Source organism: Streptomyces sp. NPDC093089, assembly GCF_044754405.1.
Taxonomy (GTDB): domain Bacteria; phylum Actinomycetota; class Actinomycetes; order Streptomycetales; family Streptomycetaceae; genus Streptomyces.
In genome coordinates this window covers 1-22,374 of sequence record NZ_JBIVPA010000020.1, presented here as the reverse complement: position 1 = coordinate 22,374, position 22,374 = coordinate 1, and the positions used below count along the sequence as shown (strand labels likewise).

Annotated in this window: 20 protein-coding genes; 13 read left to right on the top strand and 7 right to left on the bottom strand. The window is 73.3% G+C overall.

The window, feature by feature from the left end; genetic code table 11:
• Positions 1-98: 98 nt before the first annotated feature.
• On the top strand, positions 99-782 hold the full coding sequence (locus ACIQFX_RS34980) for a GntR family transcriptional regulator (RefSeq protein WP_402471667.1): 684 nt from the start codon (positions 99-101) through the stop codon (positions 780-782).
• Between the two features lie 145 nt (positions 783-927).
• Here the strand turns inward: ACIQFX_RS34980 and ACIQFX_RS34975 are convergent, their stop codons facing one another.
• Positions 928-1,209, bottom strand: coding sequence for an HPr family phosphocarrier protein (locus ACIQFX_RS34975; protein WP_024754966.1), 282 nt, complete (start codon positions 1,207-1,209; stop codon positions 928-930).
• A gap of 175 nt (positions 1,210-1,384) precedes the next feature.
• Between ACIQFX_RS34975 and ACIQFX_RS34970 the strand changes: the two genes are divergently transcribed.
• From ACIQFX_RS34970 to ACIQFX_RS34950, 5 genes are all read left to right on the top strand, one after another.
• On the top strand, positions 1,385-4,420 hold the full coding sequence (locus ACIQFX_RS34970; protein WP_402471663.1) for a GNAT family N-acetyltransferase: 3,036 nt from the start codon (positions 1,385-1,387) through the stop codon (positions 4,418-4,420).
• Between the two features lie 283 nt (positions 4,421-4,703).
• A complete protein-coding gene (locus tag ACIQFX_RS34965; RefSeq protein WP_366305555.1) occupies positions 4,704-5,300 on the top strand; it encodes a DUF5998 family protein in 597 nt (198 codons plus the stop codon).
• Complete coding sequence (locus tag ACIQFX_RS34960; protein WP_402471660.1) at positions 5,300-6,505, top strand: alkaline phosphatase family protein; 1,206 nt, start codon at positions 5,300-5,302, stop codon at positions 6,503-6,505. Before ACIQFX_RS34965 ends, ACIQFX_RS34960 begins: the two co-directional genes overlap by 1 nt.
• 57 nt (positions 6,506-6,562) lie before the next feature.
• Positions 6,563-7,213 (top strand): thymidine kinase, encoded by a 651-nt coding sequence (locus tag ACIQFX_RS34955; RefSeq protein ID WP_402471657.1) that lies wholly within the window; start codon positions 6,563-6,565, stop codon positions 7,211-7,213.
• A gap of 180 nt (positions 7,214-7,393) precedes the next feature.
• Complete coding sequence (locus ACIQFX_RS34950; protein WP_402471655.1) at positions 7,394-7,786, top strand: peptidoglycan-binding protein; 393 nt, start codon at positions 7,394-7,396, stop codon at positions 7,784-7,786.
• A 170-nt stretch (positions 7,787-7,956) separates the two neighbouring features.
• Here ACIQFX_RS34950 and ACIQFX_RS34945 read toward each other — a convergent pair whose 3' ends face one another.
• Both ACIQFX_RS34945 and ACIQFX_RS34940 read right to left on the bottom strand, forming a co-directional pair.
• On the bottom strand, positions 7,957-8,148 hold the full coding sequence (locus tag ACIQFX_RS34945) for a peptidoglycan-binding protein (RefSeq protein ID WP_402471653.1): 192 nt from the start codon (positions 8,146-8,148) through the stop codon (positions 7,957-7,959).
• 371 nt (positions 8,149-8,519) lie between these two features.
• Positions 8,520-9,191 (bottom strand): TetR/AcrR family transcriptional regulator, encoded by a 672-nt coding sequence (locus ACIQFX_RS34940; RefSeq protein WP_402471651.1) that lies wholly within the window; start codon positions 9,189-9,191, stop codon positions 8,520-8,522.
• 154 nt (positions 9,192-9,345) lie between these two features.
• On the opposite strand from ACIQFX_RS34940, the gene ACIQFX_RS34935 reads away from it, so the two are divergent.
• The 4 genes from ACIQFX_RS34935 to ACIQFX_RS34920 all read left to right on the top strand — a co-directional run bounded on the left by ACIQFX_RS34935 (position 9,346) and on the right by ACIQFX_RS34920 (position 15,281).
• On the top strand, positions 9,346-9,963 hold the full coding sequence (locus ACIQFX_RS34935) for an isochorismatase family protein (protein ID WP_402471648.1): 618 nt from the start codon (positions 9,346-9,348) through the stop codon (positions 9,961-9,963).
• Positions 9,964-10,289: 326 nt separating this feature from the next.
• Entirely contained in the window at positions 10,290-12,869 is a 2,580-nt protein-coding gene (locus ACIQFX_RS34930; RefSeq protein ID WP_402471645.1) for a YfhO family protein, read from the top strand.
• 51 nt (positions 12,870-12,920) lie between these two features.
• Positions 12,921-13,886 carry a glycosyltransferase family 2 protein gene (locus tag ACIQFX_RS34925; RefSeq protein ID WP_402471643.1) on the top strand — a complete coding sequence of 322 codons (966 nt, stop codon included), beginning with the start codon at positions 12,921-12,923 and terminating at the stop codon, positions 13,884-13,886.
• Between the two features lie 3 nt (positions 13,887-13,889).
• Positions 13,890-15,281, top strand: coding sequence for a polysialyltransferase family glycosyltransferase (locus ACIQFX_RS34920; RefSeq protein WP_402471640.1), 1,392 nt, complete (start codon positions 13,890-13,892; stop codon positions 15,279-15,281).
• Between the two features lie 33 nt (positions 15,282-15,314).
• Here ACIQFX_RS34920 and ACIQFX_RS34915 read toward each other — a convergent pair whose 3' ends face one another.
• Positions 15,315-16,088: a VOC family protein gene (locus ACIQFX_RS34915; RefSeq protein ID WP_402471637.1), complete on the bottom strand. Its 774-nt coding sequence runs from the start codon at positions 16,086-16,088 to the stop codon at positions 15,315-15,317.
• Positions 16,089-16,249: 161 nt separating this feature from the next.
• On the opposite strand from ACIQFX_RS34915, the gene ACIQFX_RS34910 reads away from it, so the two are divergent.
• The gene (locus tag ACIQFX_RS34910) at positions 16,250-17,077 is read left to right on the top strand and encodes a sulfurtransferase (RefSeq protein ID WP_402471634.1); all 828 of its coding nucleotides are present in this window, start codon (positions 16,250-16,252) and stop codon (positions 17,075-17,077) included.
• Positions 17,078-17,146: 69 nt separating this feature from the next.
• Here ACIQFX_RS34910 and sepH read toward each other — a convergent pair whose 3' ends face one another.
• Positions 17,147-18,187: a septation protein SepH gene (gene sepH / locus ACIQFX_RS34905; RefSeq protein ID WP_402471631.1), complete on the bottom strand. Its 1,041-nt coding sequence runs from the start codon at positions 18,185-18,187 to the stop codon at positions 17,147-17,149.
• A gap of 484 nt (positions 18,188-18,671) precedes the next feature.
• On the opposite strand from sepH, the gene ACIQFX_RS34900 reads away from it, so the two are divergent.
• Positions 18,672-19,544: a hypothetical protein gene (locus ACIQFX_RS34900; RefSeq protein ID WP_402471629.1), complete on the top strand. Its 873-nt coding sequence runs from the start codon at positions 18,672-18,674 to the stop codon at positions 19,542-19,544.
• A 3-nt stretch (positions 19,545-19,547) separates the two neighbouring features.
• On the opposite strand, the gene ACIQFX_RS34895 is transcribed toward ACIQFX_RS34900, so the two are convergent.
• Positions 19,548-20,888, bottom strand: coding sequence for a D-arabinono-1,4-lactone oxidase (locus ACIQFX_RS34895; protein ID WP_402471626.1), 1,341 nt, complete (start codon positions 20,886-20,888; stop codon positions 19,548-19,550).
• Positions 20,827-22,092 (bottom strand): MFS transporter, encoded by a 1,266-nt coding sequence (locus ACIQFX_RS34890; RefSeq protein ID WP_402471624.1) that lies wholly within the window; start codon positions 22,090-22,092, stop codon positions 20,827-20,829. Before ACIQFX_RS34890 ends, ACIQFX_RS34895 begins: the two co-directional genes overlap by 62 nt.
• 141 nt (positions 22,093-22,233) lie before the next feature.
• Between ACIQFX_RS34890 and ACIQFX_RS34885 the strand changes: the two genes are divergently transcribed.
• On the top strand, positions 22,234-22,374 hold a 141-nt coding region (locus tag ACIQFX_RS34885; protein WP_402471861.1), incomplete at its 3' end, for a ferrochelatase.

Sequence of the window (22,374 nt, the reverse complement as noted above, 5' to 3'; positions counted from 1 at the left end):
GGCATCGGAAATCCCGGCGCGCTGCAATAGAGTCGATGATCAGGCGCAGAACAGGCGCCGCTCGAATTGTCTCGCGCGGACCAAGGCGGAGGTCGGACATGCGCATTCCCGCGCATTCGGTATGCACGGCGATCAGGGACGACATCGTCTCCGGCGTCTACGAGCGCGGCGGCCGGCTGACCGAGGAACAACTCGCCCGCCGGTACGGGGTCTCGCGCGTCCCGGTCCGCGAGGCCCTGCGCACGCTGGAGTCCGAAGGCTTCGTCGTCACCCGCCGGCATGCGGGGGCGCACGTCGCCGAGCCCACCGAGCAGGAGGCGGCCGACCTGCTCGACATGCGGTCGCTGCTCGAACCGCTGGGGGCCGCGCGGGCCGCGCAGCGGCGCACCGACGCCCACCTCAAGGTGCTGCGGGGCCTGGTCAGACTGGGTCAGGAGCGCGCCAGGCGCGGCCAGGGCGAGGATCTGCGCTCGCTCGGCGGCTGGTTCCACGAGACGCTCGCGCAGGCCTCCGGCAGTCCGGCCCTGACGGCGCTGCTCACCCAGCTCCGGCACAAGATCGCCTGGATGTACGCGGTGGACACGCCCGCCCAGCCGGTGGAGGCCTGGGCCGAGCACGGTGCCATCGTCGACGCGGTGGCGCGCGGCGATGCCGAGCGGGCCAGGGCGCTGACCGTGCTGCACGCCGAACGCTCCCTGTCGCTGCACCGGCTCAAAAGGCCGGATCGGGGCCGTGTGAGGGTTTCGCAACATGCAGTCAACACGGCGAGCGCCCGGAATTAACGTGCGCACCGTATACAAAGAAGAAGTATTCGCACGGCGTTATTCGTGCTGCCCGGAAAAGTGACCGGGATAATGCGAATGGCCGTGGCCGCCGGAATTCGGCGGCCACGGCCATTCGTCGTGCATTCGTCGAGCGGGGACCGGATCAGACGGTCTCGGGGAGCTCGTCCAGACCCTCGGCGACCAGCTTCGCGAGACGGTCGAGCGCGACCTCGGCGCCGTCGGCCTCCGACGCGAGGACGATCTCCTCGCCGCCCTGCGCACCCAGGCCGAGCACCGCGAGCATGGAAGCGGCGTTCACCGGGGTGCCGTCGGACTTGGCGATCGTCACCGGCACGCCGGAAGCCGTGGCGGCACGGACGAAGATGGACGCGGGGCGGGCGTGCAGGCCCTCGGCCCAGCCGACGTTGACGCGGCGCTCAGCCATGGTGTTGCCCTTCGGGTCTCAAGCGGGTTGTCTAGACCAGTCTCTCATGTGCTGCGTGGTGCTCGCGCCGACCTCCGGCCCGGACCGGACCGCCCTTCGGCCCTCCCTACCTTGCACGGCGCGCACCCGCCGCGCGAGCGGTGCCACGGTCGTGTCGCGGCCGTAGGCTGACCCCATGCAGAGCGCGTCGGAGCAGTCGGAAGCGGCGGAACGGCCGGCCCCGCCGGAGCACGTCTACCCCGACCACTGGGAAGCGGACGTCGTCCTGCGCGACGGCGGCACCGCGCGCATCAGGCCCATCACCGCCGACGACGCCGACCGGCTGGTCAGCTTCTACGAGCAGGTCTCCGACGAGTCGAAGTACTACCGGTTCTTCGCGCCCTACCCGCGCCTCTCCGCCAAGGACGTCCACCGCTTCACCCACCACGACTTCGTGGACCGGGTGGGACTCGCGGCGACGGTCGGCGGCGAGTTCATCGCCACCGTGCGCTACGACCGCATCGACGACCGGGGGATGCCCGCCTCCGCACCGGCGGACGAGGCCGAGGTCGCCTTCCTCGTCCAGGACGCCCACCAGGGCCGCGGCGTCGCCTCCGCGCTCCTCGAACACATCGCGGCCGTGGCGCGCGAGCGGGACATCCGGCGCTTCGCCGCGGAGGTCCTCCCCGCCAACAACAAGATGATCAAGGTCTTCACGGACGCCGGCTACACCCAGAAGCGCAGCTTCGAGGACGGCTCCGTCCGCCTCCACCTCGACCTCGAACCCACCGACCGCTCCCTCGCCGTCCAGCGCGCGCGGGAACAGCGGGCCGAGGCACGCTCCGTACAGCGGCTCCTCACCCCCCGGTCCGTCGCCGTCGTCGGCGCCGGCCGCGCACCCGGCGGCGTCGGCCGGACCGTGCTGCGCAACCTGATCGAGTCCGGCTTCACCGGACGCGTGTACGCGGTGAACGCCGCGCTCACCGACGGCGCCGCGGAACTCGACGGCGTCCCCGCCCACTCCTCGATCGGCGCCATCGGGGAGCCGGTGGACCTGGCGATCGTCGCCGTCCCCGCCGAGCGGGTCCCGGAAGCCGTCGCGGACTGCGGCGAGCACGGCGTGCGCGGCCTCGTCGTCCTCTCCGCCGGATACGCGGAGAGCGGTCCGGCCGGCCGCGACCGCCAGCGCGAGCTCGTACGGCAGGCCCGCTCGTACGGCATGCGGATCATCGGCCCCAACGCCTTCGGGATCATCAACACCGCCGACGACGTCCGGCTCAACGCCTCGCTCGCCCCGCAGATGCCGGCCGCCGGGCGCATCGGGCTCTTCGCCCAGTCCGGCGCGATCGGGATCGCGCTCCTCGCCGGACTCCACCGGCACGGCGCGGGCCTCTCCTCCTTCATCTCGGCCGGCAACCGCGCCGACGTCTCCGGCAACGACTTCCTCCAGCACTGGTACGACGACCCCGGCACCGACGTCGTCCTCCTCTACCTGGAGTCGATCGGCAACCCCCGCAAGTTCACCCGGCTCGCCCGCCGCACCGCCGCCGTCAAACCGGTCGTCGTCGTCAAGGGCGCCCGGCACAGCGGCAGCGCCCCGCCCGGCCACCGGGTGCCGGTCACCCGCATCCCGCACGCCACGGTCTCCGCGCTGCTCCGCCAGGCCGGGGTGATCCGCGTCGACACCGTCACCGAACTCGTCGACGCCGGACTGCTCCTGGCCGCCCAGCCACTGCCCGCCGGGCCCCGCGTCGCGATCCTCGGCAACTCCGAGTCGCTCGGCCTCCTCACGTACGACGCCTGCCTCACGGAGGGACTGCGGCCGCTGCGGCCGCTCGACCTGACGACGGCGGCGGTCCCGGCGGACTTCCGGGACGCGCTGGCGGCCGCGCTCGCGGACGAGACGGCCGACGCGGTCGTCGTGACCGCGATCCCCTGGGTCGGCGAGAACGGCGCCACCGAGTTCGGCGACGGAGAGGTCCTCGCGGCCGCCCTCCGCGCGGCCGTCGCCTCCGCGCCCGCGCCCACCAAGCCCGTCGTCGTCGTCCACGTCGAGATGGGCGGCCTCGCGGAAGCCCTCGCGGTCGCCACCAGCACCCGGCCGGCCCCGGCGGGCCGCGGCGGCCCCCCGACCGGACCCCGCCCCGCCACCCGCCCCACGGACCGGACGGCGACGCCCGATGCCTCCGTGCTCCCGGGGACGGCGGTGACGCCCGATGCCTCAGCGGTCCCGGGGCCGGCGGTGACGCCCGGCACGGACATGCCCCCGGGCGCGACGGTGACGTCCGACACGCACGCGACCCCGGGCACGGACGTGACGTCCGACACGACCGCGCCGCCCGCCGCGCCCGCCACCATCCCCGCCTACCCCGCCGCCGAGCGGGCCGTGCGGGCACTGGCCGAGGCCGTGCGGTACGGGGAATGGCGACGGCAGGCGGCCGAGCCGGGGCGGGTCCCCGAGTACGAGGACATCGACGAGGCCGGGGCCGCCGCGCTCATCGAGCGGACGCTCGGCGACCGGGCCGGTGACGGCGCGGACGCCCGGGGCGTGACCCTCGGCGCGGCCGAGGCCGGTGAACTGCTCGCCCGGTACGGGATCGCCGTGCTGCCGACGCTGCCCGCCCCCACCCCCGACGACGCCGTCGCGGCCGCCGCCCGGCTCGGCTACCCGGTCGCGCTGAAGACGACCGCGCCGCACCTCCGCCACCGCCCCGACCTCGGCGGCGTCCGGCTCGACCTGGCCTCGGAGGAGCAGCTCCGCACGGCGTACGCCGAGCTGACCGAGGTCCTCGGCAAGCCGGAGGAGCTCCTGCCGGTCGTCCAGGCGATGGTGCCCCGGGGCGTCGACACCGTCGTCCGCTCCGCCATCGACCCGGCCGTCGGCGCCGTCCTCTCCTTCGGCCTCTCGGGCGCGGCCTCCGAACTGCTCGGCGACACCGCCCACCGACTGGTGCCGGCCACCGACCGGGACGTCGCCGAACTCGTCCGCTCCCTGCGCACCGCCCCCCTGCTGTTCGGCTGGCGCGGCTCCGCGCCCGTCGACACCCCGGCCCTCGAGGAGCTCCTGCTGCGCGTCTCGCGCCTGGTCGACGACCACCCCGAGGTGGTCGCCGTCTCCCTGGAACCGGTGGTGGTGGCACCCCGCGGACTCTCCGTCCTCGGCGCCACCGTCCGGCTGGCCCCGCCCCCGCCCCGCACCGACCTCGGTCCGCGCAGCCTGCCGAGTTACTGACGGGGCCGGAGGGGGTCCGAGGCCCCGTGGACACCTCAGGCGCCCCACTCGTCAAGCCGTGCTCCCGTGGGCGCGTGGGGAAATCGAAGGAGGCCTCGATCTCTCGGTTCCTCCGCCGGACCGCCGTGAGGTTCCCGCGTTCCTCACGTGCACGGCCATGGGGGCGGGGCCCAGGTCGGACGGCCCGGATGGAGTCAGATGTCACAGCCCCGGTGCTCTCGAACGGCCCGGCCCCCTTCGCAATCGGCCAAGCCGTGCTTGCATACGGATTAGGATGGAGTCCATGGCAAAGAGCGGTACGACGACCCAGGGGCTGCGCGCGGCGATCGAGCGCAGCGGCTACTACCCGGCCCTCGTGGCCGAGGCGGTGGAGGCCGCCGTCGGCGGTGAGGCCGTCGCGTCGTACGTGGTCCACCAGGAGACCACCTTCGACGCGAACGAGGTCCGGCGCCACGTCACCGTCCTCGTCCTGACGCCGCACCGCTTCATCGTCAGCCACACCGACGAGCAGGCCGCCGACACGAGCTCCCCGACCCCGTACGCCACGACGTCCACCGAGTCCGTGAAGCTCGACCGGATCTCGTCGGTCGTCGTCAGCCGCGTGGTCGCCAACCCCGAGTCGTACACGCCGGGCACCCTGCCCCGCGAGGTCGTCCTCACCATCGGCTGGGGCGCGGTCTCGCGCATCGACCTGGAGCCCGCCGCCTGCGGCGACTCCAACTGCGACGCCGACCACGGCTACACGGGCAACGCCACCGCGGACGACCTGAGCCTGCGGGTGAGCGAGGCCGGCGACGGCCCCGACACCGTCCGGCAGACGCTCGCCTTCGCGCAGGCGCTCTCCGAGGCCATCGCGGCGACCGCCGCGCCCACCCGCTGATGGCGCAGTCCACCGCGATGCCCCACGGCTGGCCCGACGACCCCGTCCCGCTCGCGCCGGAGAGCGCGCCGGTCCCGGAGTACGCCTCCGGCTCGCTCGGTGACCTGCTGCCGACGCTCGTCGCGGGCCAGGGCGTGGCGGGCTTCGAGCGGCGGATCGAGGAGCTGGCGCCGGCCGACCGGAACTGCGTCTTCCTGATCGACGGGCTCGGCTGGGAGCAGATCAGGTCGCACCCGGACGAGGCCCCGTACCTGACCTCGCTGCTCGGCTCCTCGCGCGGCGGCACGGGCCGCCCGATCACCGCCGGGTTCCCCGCGACCACCGCGACCTCGCTGGCCTCCGTCGGCACGGGGCGCTACCCCGGTACGCACGGGCTGGCCGGTTACACGGTGCGCAACCCGGAGACCGGCGAGCTGATGAACCAGCTGCGCTGGAAGCCGTGGACGTCGCCGCACGTCTGGCAGCCGTACCCGACCGTCTTCCGGCTGGCGCACGAGGCCGGGATCCACACCGCCCAGGTGTCGTCCCCGATCTTCGAGCAGACCCCGCTGACCAAGGTCGCGCTCAGCGGCGGAACGTTTCACGGTCGGCTCTCCGGCGAGGAGCGCATGGACTTCGCCGCCGAGCAGCTCGGCGCCGGGGACCGCTCGCTGGTCTACACGTACTACAGCGAACTCGACGGCGCCGGGCACCGCTTCGGCATCGACTCCGACGCCTGGCGCGGCCAGCTGATGTTCGTCGACCGGCTCGTGCAGCGGCTCGCGGAGCAGCTGCCGCCCCGCTCGGCCCTGTACGTGACCGCCGACCACGGCATGGTCGACATCCCGTTCGACGAAGAGCACCGCATCGACTTCGACGAGGACTGGGAACTGCGGGCCGGCGTCGCCCTGCTGGGCGGCGAGGGCCGCGCCCGGCACGTGTACGCGGTGCCCGGCGCCGAGGCGGACGTCCTCACCTGCTGGCGCGAGGTCGTCGGCGAGCAGTTCTGGGTCGCGAGCCGCGAGGAGGCCGTCTCCCTCGGCTGGTTCGGCGACGAGATCGACGAGCGGGTGTACGGGCGGATCGGCGACGTCGTCGTCGCGGCCCACGAGGACTTCGCGATCACCGCGTCCGTCAACGAGCCCCACGAGTCCGCGATGGCCGGCATGCACGGGTCGATGACCCCGGCGGAGCAGTTCGTCCCGCTGCTCGAAGTGCGTTCCTGACGCCTTCACCCACCCGCGCTCCCCACCCCCCACGACCTGAAAGGTCCCCGACCCGTCATGCCCGAGCTGGTCTTCTTCTCCGGAACCATGGATTGCGGGAAGAGCACCCTGGCCCTCCAGATCGGGCACAACCGGTCGGCCCGCGGGCTCCAGGGCGTCATCTTCACCCGTGACGACCGGGCGGGCGAGGGCAAGCTCTCGTCGCGCCTCGGGCTCGTGACGGAGGCGGTCGAGGCGGGCGAGGGCATGGACCTCTACGCCTATCTGGTGGGCCAGCTCTCCCAGGGAGGCAAGGCGGACTACGTGATCGTGGACGAGGCGCAGTTCCTCGCCCCCGACCAGATCGACCAGCTCGCCCGGATCGTCGACGACCTCGACATGGACGTCTTCGCCTTCGGCATCACCACGGACTTCCGGACCAAGCTCTTCCCCGGCTCGCAGCGCCTGATCGAGCTGGCGGACCGGATCGAGCAGCTCCAGGTCGAGGCGCTGTGCTGGTGCGGCGCCCGGGCCACGCACAACGCCCGCACGGTCGGCGGCGAGATGGTCGTCGAGGGCGAGCAGGTCGTCGTCGGCGACGTGAACCGCCCGTCGGAGGAGATCGGTTACGAGGTGCTCTGCCGCCGCCACCACCGTCGCCGCATGACCTCCGCCTCGGCCCGAGCCGGCGCCCTGTCCCCGGACGTCCTCCCGGTCAACCACGCCTGACGCCTCCCAGCGCGACCGGACGTCCCGTGTCGATGGCGGGACGTCCCTGAGACGAGCGGCGCAAGCCCGTCCGGAGCCGGGGAGCGGCTCGTCTCCCGCGTCCCGGGACGGCGGGACGCGGGAGACGAGCCGCTCCCCGTGCGACAGGGTTGCGGTGTCACCAGCGAAAGGTTTACCGACATGCGCATGCACCGCCCCGCGAAGGGGGCCGCCGCGCTGCTGCTCGCGGCGGTCTCGGCCGGAGCCCTGCTCGTCTCCGCGCCGGCTGCCCACGCGGACGACTCCTCCTACAAGATCTGCAAGGACGCGTACGGCACGCGCCTCTCCCCGAACGGGTACGTCATTCCGCGGGGCGACTACTCCCTGGGCGATTCCGGCGACTGTGTCGCCGGGCTCCAGGAACTCGTCTCGCGGTACGGCCTGACGGCGTGGGAGCAGAGCGGCGGCAACTTCGTCGACGGCGCCTTCGGCGCCCGCACCGACTCGGCCGTCCGCAGGTTCCAGAGCAACCACGGCCTCGTCGTCGACGGGATCGTCGGCCAGAGGACCTGGGAGAAGCTCCTGACGGGCTGAGAGCCGTTCGACGGCCTCCCTGACGAGGGAGTGACCGTCAGGGCCAGGTGGACATCGCTGCGCTTCCGGTCGACGTGTCCGCGGCAGACCGGCAGGCCCGTCCGGTGGTTCCACCGCCCCGCCGTTTCCGTCCGAGGAGGTCCCGGACGGAAACGGCGGGGATCGCGTTATTACTCGGTGGTGGGAATCGAGTTGTAGCAGTCGATCTGAAGGTGGTCCAGGAAGGTCCAGTAGAGGCCGTTTCCGGTCTTGGGTCCGACAACTCCGTCGACGTCGTAGGAGTAATGCTGCTGGAAGTGCTTCACTTCTCGCAGTGTGGCTGCCCCGAATATTCCGTCCACCGCGATATCGAGATGACTCATGTTGTGCCCCTGTGTCACTCGTTGATGCCGGCCTGAACGCACTTCACTCCCCAGCCGGAGCTCCCGTAGCCAAGCACTGGAGCGCTGGTGGACGCGTCGGCCGTGGCGCTGCTCAGCGACGTCAGAACGACTGCGGAAATCGCGACCAGTCCACTTCGAAATCCCTTGACAGTGCGCGGCATAAGCATGGTGACCCCCTCGGACAGCAACACTTCGAAGCAGGGGTCAATGCTGGCAGGCGCTACCCCCGTCCCGCTTGATCAATTCATCCTGCAGAGCGATCGGGCGGAATCCAGGCCGGTTCGGTGAATGCGCGGGATCGCTGACTCTGTTGATTTCCGGGGGAATTCGGCGGGAGTCGTCCGGCCGGGTCACTCGGTCCGCAGTGCGTCCGTCAGGCGGTCGAGGGCCGGGCTGTCGACGGGGGCGGTGCCCGTGAGGGTGTCGACGAGTGCCTGGGCGAGGACGGTCGCGGGGCCGATCCGGGTGTCCTCCCGCTCGTCGCCGGTGACCTTGCCGATCACGGCGTCGCGGACCGATCCGGAGACGGCGGGGTCCCCGAACAGGTCGGGGAAGGACAGCGCCATCATGCACACGCCCACGTTGGCGGAGAGGATCGTCTGGCCGGCCAGCTCGGGGGTCGTGCGCAGGCGTCCGGCGTCGCGGCAGCGCTCCATGGCCTTCAGGAGGATCGCCCGGGCCTCGTGGATCGCCTCCGGCCTGGTGTCGCCGGTCGGGGTGAACATCAGGCGGTAGAGGTGCGGATTGCGCAGCGCGAACCGGACGTGGCCGTCCCAGGCGGTTCGGAGGTCCGCGACCGGGTCGTCGGTGAGCGGGTTGCGCCGCTTGTCGGCGAGGAAGCGTGCGAAGCCGATGTCGGCCACGGCCGTGAGCAGCCCCTGCTTGTCGCCGAACTGGCGGTAGATCTCGGGCATGCCGACCTTCGCCCGGTCGCAGATGGCCCGGGTCGAGATGGCCGGCGCGTCCTTGGTGGCGAGCAGTTCCCCGGTGGCTTCCAGGATGCGCTCTCGTGCCGTCGACATGGCCCCCACGATAACAGCGCTAACAGCGCGGACCTGGGCTTTCTCCGTTCCGGGGGAGGGCCGTGCGGAACGCCGTTATCGATGATTGCGAAATGTGTTAGCGTCGATAACGCCCGGGCTCCCGCACCTCACGTCCGAACCGAGAGGAACCGCCATGACCGCGTCCACCACCCTGCGCGATGTGATCGGCCTGCCCCAGGAGCTCCCGCGCCTGGGTGAGTCCGCCCTGATCATGATCGACTTCCAGAACACCTACCGCACCGGCGTCATGGCGCTCGACGGCGCCGAGCGGGCCCTCGCCGCGGGCGCCCGGCTGCTCGCGGCCGCCCGTGCCGCAGGCGCGCCCGTCGTGCACGTCGTGAACGACGGCGGCGAGGGCACCCCGTACGACATCCGGGCGGAGATCGGCGCGATCAGCGACGAGGTCGCCCCGGTCGAGGGGGAGGAGGTGGTCGTCAAGCAGTTCCCCGACGCCTTCCACGCCACGGACCTCCAGGAGACCCTCCAGGACCTCGGCGTCGGCGGCGACCTCGTCATCGCCGGGTTCATGACGCACATGTGCGTCCAGTTCACCGCGCAGGGCGCCTTCAACCGGGGCTACCGCCCCACCGTGGTCGCCGAGGCCACCGCCACCCGCCCCCTGGCGGCCCCGGACGGCACCGTCCTGTCGTCGGACGCCCTCCAAGTCGCCGCCCTCACCACGGTCTCCGACCTCTTCGGCACCGTGGCCCGCACGGTCGACGACCTCGTCGCCCTCACGCCCGCCGGCTGACACCAAGACAGGTGGCCGGCACCGGAAGCCCCTCGGGACCGGACGCCGAACGGGGGACCAGCGCGACACCGGAAGCCCCTCGGCGCCCACCGTCGAACGGGTGGGACCAGCGCGACACCGGAAGCCCCTCGGCGCCCACCGTCGAACGGGTGGGACCACACCGTCCCGGAAGCGCACCGGCCCGCGTCGCACCGGGTGTTCACCCGGGGTGTGCCGGAAGACCGCCTGATGATCGGTTACGGGTCGCCCGCCTCGGCGGTAATGGCGGTCGGCCCGTGACGACCCACCCTCCGGGCACCCCGCTCCGTGCGCCCCCTGGAGGACGTGTGCCCCCCGCCGCCGAAACCGTGCTCGACGAGGACAAGGTCGGGGGCGGGGACGGGGCGGGCGGGCGCCCCGGTGCCCCGCGACGGGGACTCCGGGCCCCGGCCGTGGCGGCCCCGCTGGCCGCCGCCCTGCTCACCGCCGTACTCCTCTGCCTGGCCGGCCGACTCTCCCGCAGCCACCCCTTCGGGCCGGTGACCAGGAACATCGTCGACCTGGGCCAGCAGTACCTGCCGTACCACGCCTACTGGCGCGCGTTCCTCCTCGGCGAGACGCACGGGGACGCCTTCCTCAACTGGAACTCCGGCTTCGGGGCGAACTTCCTCGGCGACATCGGCACCTATCTGAGCAGCCCCTTCGACCTGCTCGTCGTGGCCTTCCCGGCAGACCGGATCGAGCTCGCCCTCTACGTCGTCACCGCCGCCAAGATCACCGCGGCCGGCGCGGCGATGGCCCTGCTGCTCCTGCGGCTGCGCCCCGGCCGATGGCCCGTCGCCGCCCTGCTCGGCACCGCGTACGCGCTCTCCGGCTGGACCTTCAACTACGGGGCCACCGTCCCGATGTGGCTCGACGGGCTGGTCGCCTTCCCGCTGCTCTGCCTGGTCGGCGAATGGGCCCGCACCGGCCGCCGCCCCGTGCTCGGCCCCCTGGTCGTCGCGCTCGCCTGGATCGCGAACTTCTACACCGCGTACATGGCGACCCTCGGCGCGGCCGTCGTCCTCGTCGTCCGGCTCCTCACCTGCGAGGAGACCGCCGGCGCCCGGCAGCGCGTCGCCGGCGCGCTGCGCGCCGCCCGGAGCGTGCTCATCGGGATCGGCCTCGCCGCGCCGCTCGTGGTGGTCGTCTTCGTCGCCACGAAGGTCGCCGACCCCACCCCGGAGACCACCTTCGCGCCCGCCGCCTGGACGGAGGTCCTCGCCCGCTTCCTGCCCGCGACGGCGAGCGTGGCCAGCCCCGCGCTCTTCATCGGCACGCCCGCCCTCGCGCTGGCCCTGACGCTGCCGTTCAACCGGGCCGTCGCCCCGCGCGTCCGGGCCGGCTGGACGGCGGCGATCGTCCTCGTGGCGCTCTCCCTCCAGTGGGAGCCCACCCATCTGCTCTGGCACGCCGGTGCCTCGCCCAACGGCATCCCCTACCGCCAGACCTTCGTCCTGTGCGGCCTGCTGCTCGTCGCGGCCTGGTTCTCGGCCGCCCGCGGCGTGCCCCGGCCGGCCGCGCTCCTGGCGGGCGGCGCGCTGCTCGGAGCCCTGGCGTGGGCGGCCCGGGGGAGCGTCGACATCGACCGGTGGACCTTCCCCGCCTTCGGCGCGGCCGCGTTCCTGACGCTCGCGGCGGTCCTCCTGGCCCTGGCCGGCGCCCGCCGGGTCCACGCGCGCGTGCTTCCCGTCCTCGCCGTGGTCCTGCTGGTCGCCGCCCAGGCGGGCGAGGCGGCCGTCACCGGGAAGCGGATCGAGGAACAGCAGCGGAGCGAGGTCTCCTGGTCGCCGCGGATCGGCCCGTGGCACGAGGAGGTGGCCCGCGAGGCGGCGCGCGCGGACGCCTGGCCGCAGCACCGCACGGACCCCGGCGAGGTCCCCGGCGGGAACGACGTCCTGCTCGTCGGCGGGCAAGGGGCCGACTACTACAGCAGCCTCACCGCCGACGTGACCTCCCGGACCCTGGCCTCGCTCGGCTTCGGCCACTACGCCAAGGGCCGGCACCCGGTCAGCCTCGACAACCCGGTGACCGACGCCCTCTTCTCCATCGGCACCCGGATCCGCTCCCGGCCCGCGGAGCCGGTCCGCCAGGACGCGCTGCCGCGGGCCACCGTCACCGCCGCCACCACCCCCGTACCGCCGCTGGTCACCGTCCGCCCGACGGAGCCGCCGGCCACGCACCCCGGGGACTCCGCCTTCGCGCGCCAGGAACGCCTGCTCGGTTCCGACGTGTACGAGCTGCCGCCCGCCCCGCGCCGTACCGGACGCACCGTCACCGCCCGCTGCCCGGCGGGCTCCCAGGTCTGGTTCTGGGCCCCCGAGTACCGGGGCACGGCCACCCTCGCCGGTGGGTCGCCGGTGGAGTTCGAGGGCAAGCCGCCGTCCGTACGCGCCCCCATGCGGCCCCTCGGGACCGTGCCGGACTCCGGCGAGGTCCGGATCGACCTGGGCCCCGAGGCCCGCGTGCGGCTGCCCCGGCAACCGGTCGGCTGCCTGGTCGGCGCCCGCCTCGACGCCGCCGTACGGCAGCTCACCGCGACCGGCGCCACGCGCGTGCGTGCCACCGGACACACCGTCACCGCCGAACTGCCGCCGGGCAGCACGGGCGTCGCCGTCCTCGCCGCACCCCGCATCTCCGGCTGGAGCTGCGCCGCCGGGGACACGGACCTCCGCCCCGCGCGCGCGTACGAGGGCCTCGTCGCCGTCCCCCTCGACGGGCGCGCCACCACCGTCCGCTGCTCCTTTCGGCCCCCGGGACTCGAGCTCGGCGGCGCGGTCGGCGCGGCCGCGCTGCTCGCACTGGCCGTGACGGGTATCCGCGGGAGACGGAAAGAGTTCACCCGCAGTGCACGTACGGATCGTTCGCCCGGGAAAGCGGACGGCTAGCCTGCCCGCCGTAGCGACGTTTAACCGTTCGAATCAGTGTAGGGATTCCGAGTGCCGAAACTGTCCGTCGTCGTACCGTTCCACAACGTCGGGGCATACGCGCCCGACACCCTGCGCAGCCTCGCCAACAACGCGGATCCGGAATTCGAGTTCCTGCTGGTCGACGACTGCTCGACGGACGACACCCCGGAAATCCTCGACCGCTGGCGCGACCGCCTCCCCCACGCCACCGTCATCCGGCACGAGACCAACCAGGGCGTTGCCCAGGCCCGGAACACCGGGATCGACGCGGCACGCGGCGACTACATCACCTTCCTCGACGGCGACGACTGGTACGCCCCCGGCCACCTGCGCGCCGCGGTGGACGGAATCTCCCGCCTCGACTGCGACTTCGCGCGCACCGACCACGTCCTGTCGGAAGGCAGGAAACGCCAGATCCGCTATGCGCCGGCCAAGCGCCGCGACACGGTGATGGACCCCAGGGACGGCATCTCGCCGGCCAGCATGGTCACGATGGTCGATTATCCGTTCGTCCCCTTCGGTATTTACAGCGGACGCCTCTTCGAGAACGGCGCCTCGCGATTCGAGACCTCCCTCAGAACGGCCGAGGACCGCCTCTGGATCTGGCGGCTCCACCTCAAGGCCCGCACTTTCGCCGCCCTTTCCCTGCACGGCGTCTTCTACCGGAGGGGCGTCACCACCTCGCTCACCCAGATCACCGACAACCGGCAGCTGGATTTCATCCCCTCGTACGACCTCCTGCTCGACGACGTCTCCCGGGACGCCGAGGCGGACCGGTTCCTGCCGAAGGCGGTCCGCACGTACTGCGCGATGATCGCCTTCCACGTCGGCAAGGTCGCGCTGTACGAACCGGCCGTCGCCACGCGGCTGCGCGCCGACGTCCGCGACGCCCTGCACCGGATGCCGCAGGGCGTCCTCGACGAGACCCTCGCCACCATGGACACCCCGCGCAGCACCCTCCTGCGAAGCCTGCGCGACACCGGAAGGACCGCCTGAACCATGGCCACCGACACGGCATCCGCGCCCCTCCCCGGACCGGCGCCGGAGGCGGCCGCCGACGGCCGCCGGGTCCAGCTCTTCCAGGTGTCCACCCTGTACGGCGCCGCCACGCTCGCCGCCGCCCTGGACGCCGGACGGTTCGGCCCCCGCGAGGAGGCCCGCAGGCTCCTGCTGCTCTCCCACAACGCCGAGATCCCCGAGACCGCGCTGCGCCTGGAGACGATGACCGGCTACGACCGGATCGCCGCCCGCTTCGACGGCGTCCTCGACTGGAACGAGACGATCCACCCGTACCACCCCGCCGGCTGGGCCCCCCGCCCCGAGGAGGCCCCGCTCTGGCAGCGTGTCCTGCGCACCGCCTGGGACCTCGGCACCGGCCCGGTCGAGCTGGTCGTCGAGTCCATCCAGGTCAACCCCGCCAAGGCGCTCGCCGGCGCGTTCCCCGAGAGCGACCTGCACGTCTACGCCGACGGCCTCATGAGCTACGGCCCCACCCGCTCCGACCTCGCGCAGTCCATCGCCTGCCGGCTCCGGCGCGTCCTCCACCTCGACCTGGTGCCGGGCCTCCGGCCGCTCCTCCTGAGCGAGTACGGCGTCGAACCCGAGCTGGTCCCCGACGAAGCCTTCCGCGCGGTCCTCGCCGAGATCGCCGAGGAGGCGGCCGACGACCCCGGCATCGCGCGGACGGCCGCCGCCGGGGCCACGGCCCTCCTGCTCGGCCAGTACCTCGCCGCCCTCGCGCTGCTCACCGCGGACGAGGAGGAGGAGCTGCACGTACGGATGCTGCGCGGGGCCGCGGCGGCCGGACACCGCTCGGTGGTCTTCAAGCCGCACCCGACCGCACCCGCCCGCTACTCCCGGGCCCTCCACGAGGAGGCGGAACGCTCCGGCGTCCGGCTGACCGTCCTCGACGGGCCGCTGCTCGCCGAGACCTTCTACGAGCGGTGCCGGCCCTCGCTGGTCGTCGGCTGCTTCTCCACGGCGATGCTCACCGCCGCCGTGTACTACGGCATCCCCGTCGCGCGCGTGGGCACGGCCGAGGTCCTCGCCCGCCTCACGCCCTTCGAGAACAGCAACCGGATCCCGCTCACCGTCGTCGACCACCTCGTCCCCGACCTGGAGCGGGCGGCGGAGCCTGCCGTCCCCGGGGCGGCCCCGGAGTCGCTCACGCCGCTCGTCCGGGCCGTCGGCTACTGCATGCGGCACAAGATCCACCCGGGACTCCGGGAGGAGACCGCCCGCTTCCTGACCGAGCACCTCGCCGACCCCGGCACCGCACACCACTTCACGACCGAACGGCTCACCGAGCTCGGCCTGCCGGGCAGCGACCCGGCCCGGGCGCGCGGCGGCTCCTCCCGGCTGCGGACCCTGGCCCGGACCCTGCGCGGCTGAGCCGCCGGGCGCCTCGTCCCGAGCGGGCCGGCGTCACTCCGGGGCGGACCTCACGAGGGTGAAGACCGCGCCCTCCGGGTCCGCCACCACCGCCAGCCGCCCCGCCGTGCCCTCGCGCGGCGGGCGCAGCACCCGGCCGCCGAGCTCCACGACGAACCGGGCGGCCGCGTCCGTGTCGGCGACCTCGAAGTACGTCATCCAGTGCGGGCCCCGGTCCCGGGGCAGCGCGTTGCCGACGCCGTGCAGGGACGCCACCGGCGTGTCGTCGACCAGGAGCGTGGCGTAGTCGTGGTCGGCGGACACGACCGGATCCACCTCGAACCCGAAGACGCTCCGGTAGAACTTCCCGACCGACGAGGTCTCGTACGTGAGCAGCTCGTTCCAGACCGGGGTCCCCGGCGGCCCGGCCGCCGCCGTCCCGTGGTGCGCCTCCGCCTGCCAGACCCCGAAGACGGCCCCGACCGGGTCGGAGCAGATGGCCAGGCGCCCCGCCTCCCCGGCGTCCAGCGGGCCCACCGCGACCGTGCCGCCGCAGCAGCGGATGGTCTCGGCGGTCTCGTCGGCGTCGTCGGTGGCCAGATAGGGGGTCCAGGCGATCCGCAGGTTCCGGTCGGGCGGCAGCTGGCCGATGCCCGCCACCTCCTTGCCGCCGAGCAGCGCGCGCACGTACGGGCCGAGCTGTCGCGGGCCCGGTACGAACTCCCATTCGAAGAGCGCGTTGTAGAACTCCTGGGTGGCGTCAAGCCCGTGCACCATCAGACTCACCCAACAGGGGGTGCCGGATGTGCGCCGAGTCGCCTCGGTCATCGTCACTCTCTCCTCGGACCATCGTCGTGGTCGTGCCCCGGTCCGATGGTGCCACCGTCGGGGCCGTGGCGCGCCCCCGGCCGCGCCGTGCGTGGCGCGATCGGGCAGGGAGGTCGCCGGGTCCGCCCCCGGCGGCCGTGCGGCTGCGCGAGGATGGCCCCATGAAGCCCATCATCTCCGCAAGCGAACTGCTGAGCGAGTCGGCCGGGGTCAGGCCGCCGGTCCTCCTGGACGTCCGCTGGACGCTGGGCGGCCCGCCCGGACGGCCCGCGTACGAGGCCGGCCACCTGCCCGGCGCGGTCTACGTCGACCTGGACGCGGAGCTCGCCGGCCCGCCCGGGAGCGGCGGACGCCACCCGCTGCCCGACCCGGAGGCCTTCGGGGCCGCGATGCGCCGGGCGGGCGTCTCGGCGGACCGGCCCGTCGTCGTGTACGACGGCGGCCTCGGCTGGGGCGCGGCCCGCGCCTGGTGGCTGCTCCGCTGGGCCGGCCACCCGGACGTACGGGTCCTGGACGGGGGCCTGGCGGCCTGGACGGGCGAGCTCACCGAGAAGGTGTCCGCGCCGGAGCCGGGCGACTTCCGGCCCGAGCCGGGCGCGCTCGGACTGCTCGACGCCGACGCGGCGGCCGCCCTTGCGGACGCGGGGCTGCTCCTGGACGCCCGCGCGGCCGAGCGCTACCGCGGGGACGTGGAACCGATCGACCGGGTCGGCGGCCACATCCCCGGCGCGGTCTCGGCCCCGACGACGGAGAACGTCGACGCCGACGGACGCTTCCTCGCCCCCGACGCCCTGCGCGAGCGCTTCACCGCCCTGGGCGCGAAGGACGGCACCGAGGTCGCGGTCTACTGCGGCTCCGGCGTCTCCGGTGCCCACGAGGTCCTGGCCCTGGAGATCGCGGGCATCCCCGCGGCGCTCTACGCCGGCTCCTGGTCGGAGTGGTCCGCCGACCCCGCCCGTCCGGTGGCCACGGGCCCGGACCCCCGGTAGTCCGTACGGGAAGCGGCGGTACGCGAAGGGCCCGCGCCGGACGACGGCACGGGCCCTTCGCGTACCGCGCTACTCCTGCTTCTTGCGCCGGGTGCCGAAGACGATCTCGTCCCAGCTGGGGACCGCGGCGCGGCGGCCCGGACGGACGCCGTCCGCCTCGGCCTGGCGGTCGGTGGTGCCGGTGAGCCGGTCCCGGTGGCCCGAGACGGCGCGGGGCATCAGGACGTCGGCGTACGCGGAACCCGCGCCCGCCGAGGCGGCCGGGGCCGGCGGCTCCTCCGCCTCGACCTCCTCCGAGGGCTCCGTGTCCGGAGGCTCGGGCACGATCATGTCGCCGCGGAAGCTGGGCACGGCCTCCAGGAGGCTGGTCAGGGAGTCCCGCTCCTCCTCCGGCTCGGCCGACGCGGACGCCCGCTCCAGCTGGCGGTCCGACCGGTCGATCTGGCGGTCGAGGGCCCGGTCGAGCGGCCTGTCCCGGGGCAGCCGGGCGATGCGCGGCACGAACGGGAAGCTCGGCTCGGGCGCGGCGGCGATCGTATCGTCCGTCTCGCCGATCAGGGCCCGTGCCTCGTCGTCGACGGCCTGGACGAGCCGCCGGGGCGGGTCGTACGTCCAGCTGGCCGTGTGGACCTCGCCCGCGACGCGGTAGACGAGCAGCACCTCCCAGGTGCCGTCGTCGCGCCGCCACGAGTCCCACTGCACGGTGTCCTTGTCGGCGCCGCGCAGCAGCAGCCGCTCCTGCACCGCCTCGCCGAGCTGCGGGCCGGTGTTCTCGCCGGGCCTGCGGACGGGTGTCTTGCGGGCCCGCTCCGCCATGAAGGCGCGCTCGGCGAGCACAGGGCCCTCGAAGCGGCGGACGCGGTCGACGGGGATGCCGGCGAGCTGGGCGACCTCCTCGGCGGAGGCACCGGCTCGTATCCGCGCCTGGATGTCACGGGGGCGGAGGTGGCTCTCCACCTCGATCTCGATCTGGCCGAGGCGTGCGCGGTCGTTGCGCACGGCGGCACGGAGCCGCTCGTCGATCGGAAGCGTGTACTCCGTGCTGTCCGCAGCCTTCAGCACCAGTCGTGTGCCGTCGTTGGAGACGGCCACGACACGCAGTTCGGGCATGGGGACCTCCCGGGTGGTGCCTGCCGACGTCACGTGCGTCGCTGCTTCCGCTAGTCGAGTGTGGCCTGCCCGGGTGCAGCCTGCCACTACCTTGCCGAGTTGCCCGGCGTGTCGGGCATGGACCCTGGGACGCCGTTATGACACGGTGACCTGATGGCTACCCGGAGTGACTGGTGGTCACTCTGTGCAGCCGGTTTCCGTGTGGTGCCGTGGCGTCACCGGTTCGAGTGCCGCTTTCGGCTCCCTCCCCTTGATCCCGGGCGCCCGAAGGCGTCCGGACCCAGGGTTCGTCAATGTACTCCATTCGGGCCACTTGGGTGGACCGGCGCGCCGCCCAACTTCTCGGGCGGTACGGGAGTTGAGTCTCCGCGATCTTCCCCCATACGTGTCGCTGTTCACAGAAACAGCAGAAACGGAACTATTCGCTTCGCCCATATGTCCCTTCTGGGTGCAAGGCGAACGGATGAGCCGTCAGGGGTTGGAGATGCGTCACAGGCCGGAGACCGACACGGAAGAACCGAAGGAGGAGCGGGAGAACGGCAGGAGAAGGATCGACCTGAGCGTGGCCCAGGTGTCGGGCAGCGCCCTGGCCGCGGTCATCGCCGCCAAACTCGCCTCCACCCTCGGCGTGTACGGCACGATCCTCGGCGCCGGTGTGATCAGTGTCATCGCCACCTGCGGCGGCCCGCTCTTCCAGCACCTCTTCAGGCGCACCGGCGAACAGATGCGCGACGCGACCGCGGCCGCCAAACCGAAGGCGCGTCAGGTCCCGGTCGCGGCGGGGCCGCCGGACGACCGCACCCTGATGCTCGGCACGATCGCTCCCGCCCCCGCCCCGTACGACGGGGAGTTCGGCGACGCGACCACCCACGGCACCCGGGTGCGCGGCTGGAAGCGCCCGGCCCTCGCCGCCGCCCTGGTCTTCGGCGTGACCATGGGCGGCATCACCACCTACGAGCTGGTCTCGGGGCAGGACTTCGGCGGCACCCGGGGGACCACCACCTTCGGCTCCGTCGTCCGCGGCGGGAGCGCGGGGCAGGACGCGCCGGACCGCGACGAGCGGCCCGCGCCCGCGCCCTCCGGCTCCTCCGGCGCCGTCACGCGGCCGGAGGACGGCACGCCCGCGACGGGCGCCACCCCGACCCCGGGCGACCGGGACGGCGGGAAGGGCACCGGGACGGCGACCCCGTCGGTGGAGCCGACCCCCTCCGGCTCCACCGGGGGAGAGACGCCCGCCCCGACACCGACGGGACCCACGACCGCCCCGACGCCCACCGCCCCGACCCAGGAGCCCGCCACCGGCACCGGCTCGCCGGACGCCCCGGCACCGGCCGACGGCGACCCGGCCGCCGGGTGACGGTCAGTCGCCCAGGACCCGGCGCAGGTAGTCGTTGGCGAACAGCCGGTCCGGGTCGAGCCGGTCCCGCAGCGCCGTGAACTCGGCGAAGCGCGGGTAGACCTCGGAGAAGTAGGCGGCGTCGCGGGTGTGCACCTTGCCCCAGTGGGGGCGGCCCCCGTGCGCCGTCATGATGCGCTCCACCGCGGTGAAGTACGCCTGGTGGGGCGTGCCCTTGTACAAGTGGACGGCGATGTACGCCGTCTCCCGCCCCGAGGCCGTGGACAGCGCTATGTCGTCCGCCGGCGCGGTCCGCACCTCCACCGGGAAGCTCACCTTCAGCGGCGAGCGCTCGACCATCGCCTTGAGCTCGCGCAGCGCGGCGACCGCCGCCTCACGCGGAAGCGCGTACTCCATCTCCAGGAAGCGCACCCGGCGCGGCGAGGTGAAGACCTTGTACGGGATGTCGGTGTACGTGCGGGCCGACAGGGCCCGGCTGGAGACCTTGGCGATCGAGGGGATCACCGGCGGCACCGCGCGGCCCACCGAGCAGGCGAGCTGGAAGAGCCCGTTGGAGAGGAGCTCGTCCTCGATCCAGCCGCTGATCCGCCCGGGAGGGGCGGCGGGGCCCGCGCTGCGGTTGTTGCGCTTGGTGTTGCAGTTGTTCGTGTGGGGGAACCAGTAGAACTCGAAGTGCTCGTTCTCCGCGTGCAGCGCGTCGAACTCGGCGGTGACCCGGTCGAAGGTCATCGGCTCCTCGCGCGCGGTGAGCAGGAAGACCGGCTCCACCGCGAAGGTGATCGCCGTGACCACGCCGAGCGCGCCGAGACCGATCCGGGCGGCCGCGAAGACCTCCGGATTCTCCTTCTCCGAACAGACGAGCAGTTCGCCCGAGGCCGTCACCAGCTCCAGCTCGCGGATCTGCGCGGCGATCGAGGCCGACTCGCGGCCCGTGCCGTGGGTGCCCGTGGAGGTGGCGCCGGCGACGGTCTGCTCCATGATGTCGCCCATGTTCGTGAGCGACAGGCCCTCGCGGGCCAGCGCCACGTTGAGCCGCTTGAGCGGGGTGCCGGACTCGACCGTCACGGTCATCGCCTCGCGGTCGATGCGCCGGATCCCGGTCAGCAGCCCCGGGCGGATCAGGACGCCGTCGGTGGCCGCGATCGAGGTGAAGGAGTGGCCGGTCCCGACCGTCTTCACCCGCAGCCCGTCCGCCGCCGCCCGGCGCACCGCCTCGGCGAGCTCCTCGGCCGAGGCCGGGCTCACCTCCCGCACCGGGCGGGAGGTGACGTTCCCCGCCCAGTTACGCCACGGGTTGCTCGCCGTCCTGGCGCTCCCCGACCCCGCTGTCGTCGTCCCGCTCACGCTGCCCCTCCCGGTTCGGTGCCGGCCTGCTCAGCCGGCGGTGTCCGAGGAGACCCACCGCGACCGCTAGCGCGCCCGAGACCACGGGCACCACGTACGCCGCCTCGGCTCCCGACGCGTCGACCACCCAGCCGGCGGCCGACGAGCCGAGCGCCACGCCGATCGCGAGGCCGGTACCCGTCCAGGTCATGCCCTCGGTCAGCTTGGTGCGCGGTACGTGCGCTTCGACGAGGGCCATCGTGGTCACCATCGTCGGTGCGATGGACAGGCCCGCGACAAAGAGCGCCACGGCCAGCAACGGCAAGTTCCCGGCCAGTAGGAGGGGGATCATACTCACGGCCATCGCGCAGACGCCCAGCAGCCAGCGGCGGGACGGCTCGCCCTTGAGGTGCAGCAGTCCGAAGACGGCGCCGGCCAGGCAGGAACCCAGCGCGTAGACGGCCAGCACGAGGCTGGCGGCGGCCTTGTGGCCCTGCTCCTCGGCGAAGGCCACCGTCACCACGTCCACCGAGCCGAAGATGGCGCCGGTGGCGACGAAGGCGAGGGTCAGCACCTGGAGGCCGGGGGAGCGGAGCGCGGACGCGCTCTTCTCGCCTTCCTCCCGGGGGTGCGGCTCGGGTTCCGTCGCGCGCTGGGCGGTCAGCCAGAAGACGCCGACGGTCAGGAACACCCCGGCGAACAGCGGGCCGGCCTCCGGGAACCAGGTCGTCGACAGGCCGATCGAGATGATCGGGCCGAAGATGAAGCACACCTCGTCGACGATCGACTCCCAGGAGTACGCCGTGTGCAGGCGCCGCCCGTCGCCCCGGTAGATCTCCGCCCAGCGGGCCCGGGTCATCGCGCCGAGGCTGGGCACGACGCCGATCACGGCCGTGAAGGCGAAGAGCGTCCAGTCCGGAGCCCCCTGCTGTACGCAGAGGAGGAGCCCGGCGGCCGCGGCCAGCGAGATCAGCGTCACCGGCCGGAGCACCTTGCGCTGTCCGTGGCGGTCGACGAGGCGCGACACCCGGGGGCCGAGGGCCGCGGCGGACATGGCTAGGGTCGCGGCGAGTGCGCCGGCGAGCCCGTACCTGCCGGTGACCTGCGAGATCATGGTCACGATGCCGATGCCCATCATGGACAGCGGCATCCGGCCGAAGAATCCGGCGACGGAGAACGAGGCGGTGCCGGGCGCCTCGAAGATCGCGCGGTAGGGACTGGGCAAGAGGAGTCCTTGGTCAACACGTGTAATTAACAGCTAAAGCCTACGGTGTTGAAGTCGATCGGTCATCCCCCTTTTCCGGACGATCGGGCACGGACGGGCCGCACCCCCCCGCCACCGGAGCCGGGTGGGAGGATCGGTGCCATGTCCGATCAGCACGATCCCGCCCCGTACGACGCCCTGCTGCTGCTCTCCTTCGGCGGCCCCGAGGGTCCGGACGACGTGGTCCCGTTCCTGGAGAACGTGACGCGCGGCCGCGGCATCCCGAAGGAACGGCTCAGGGAA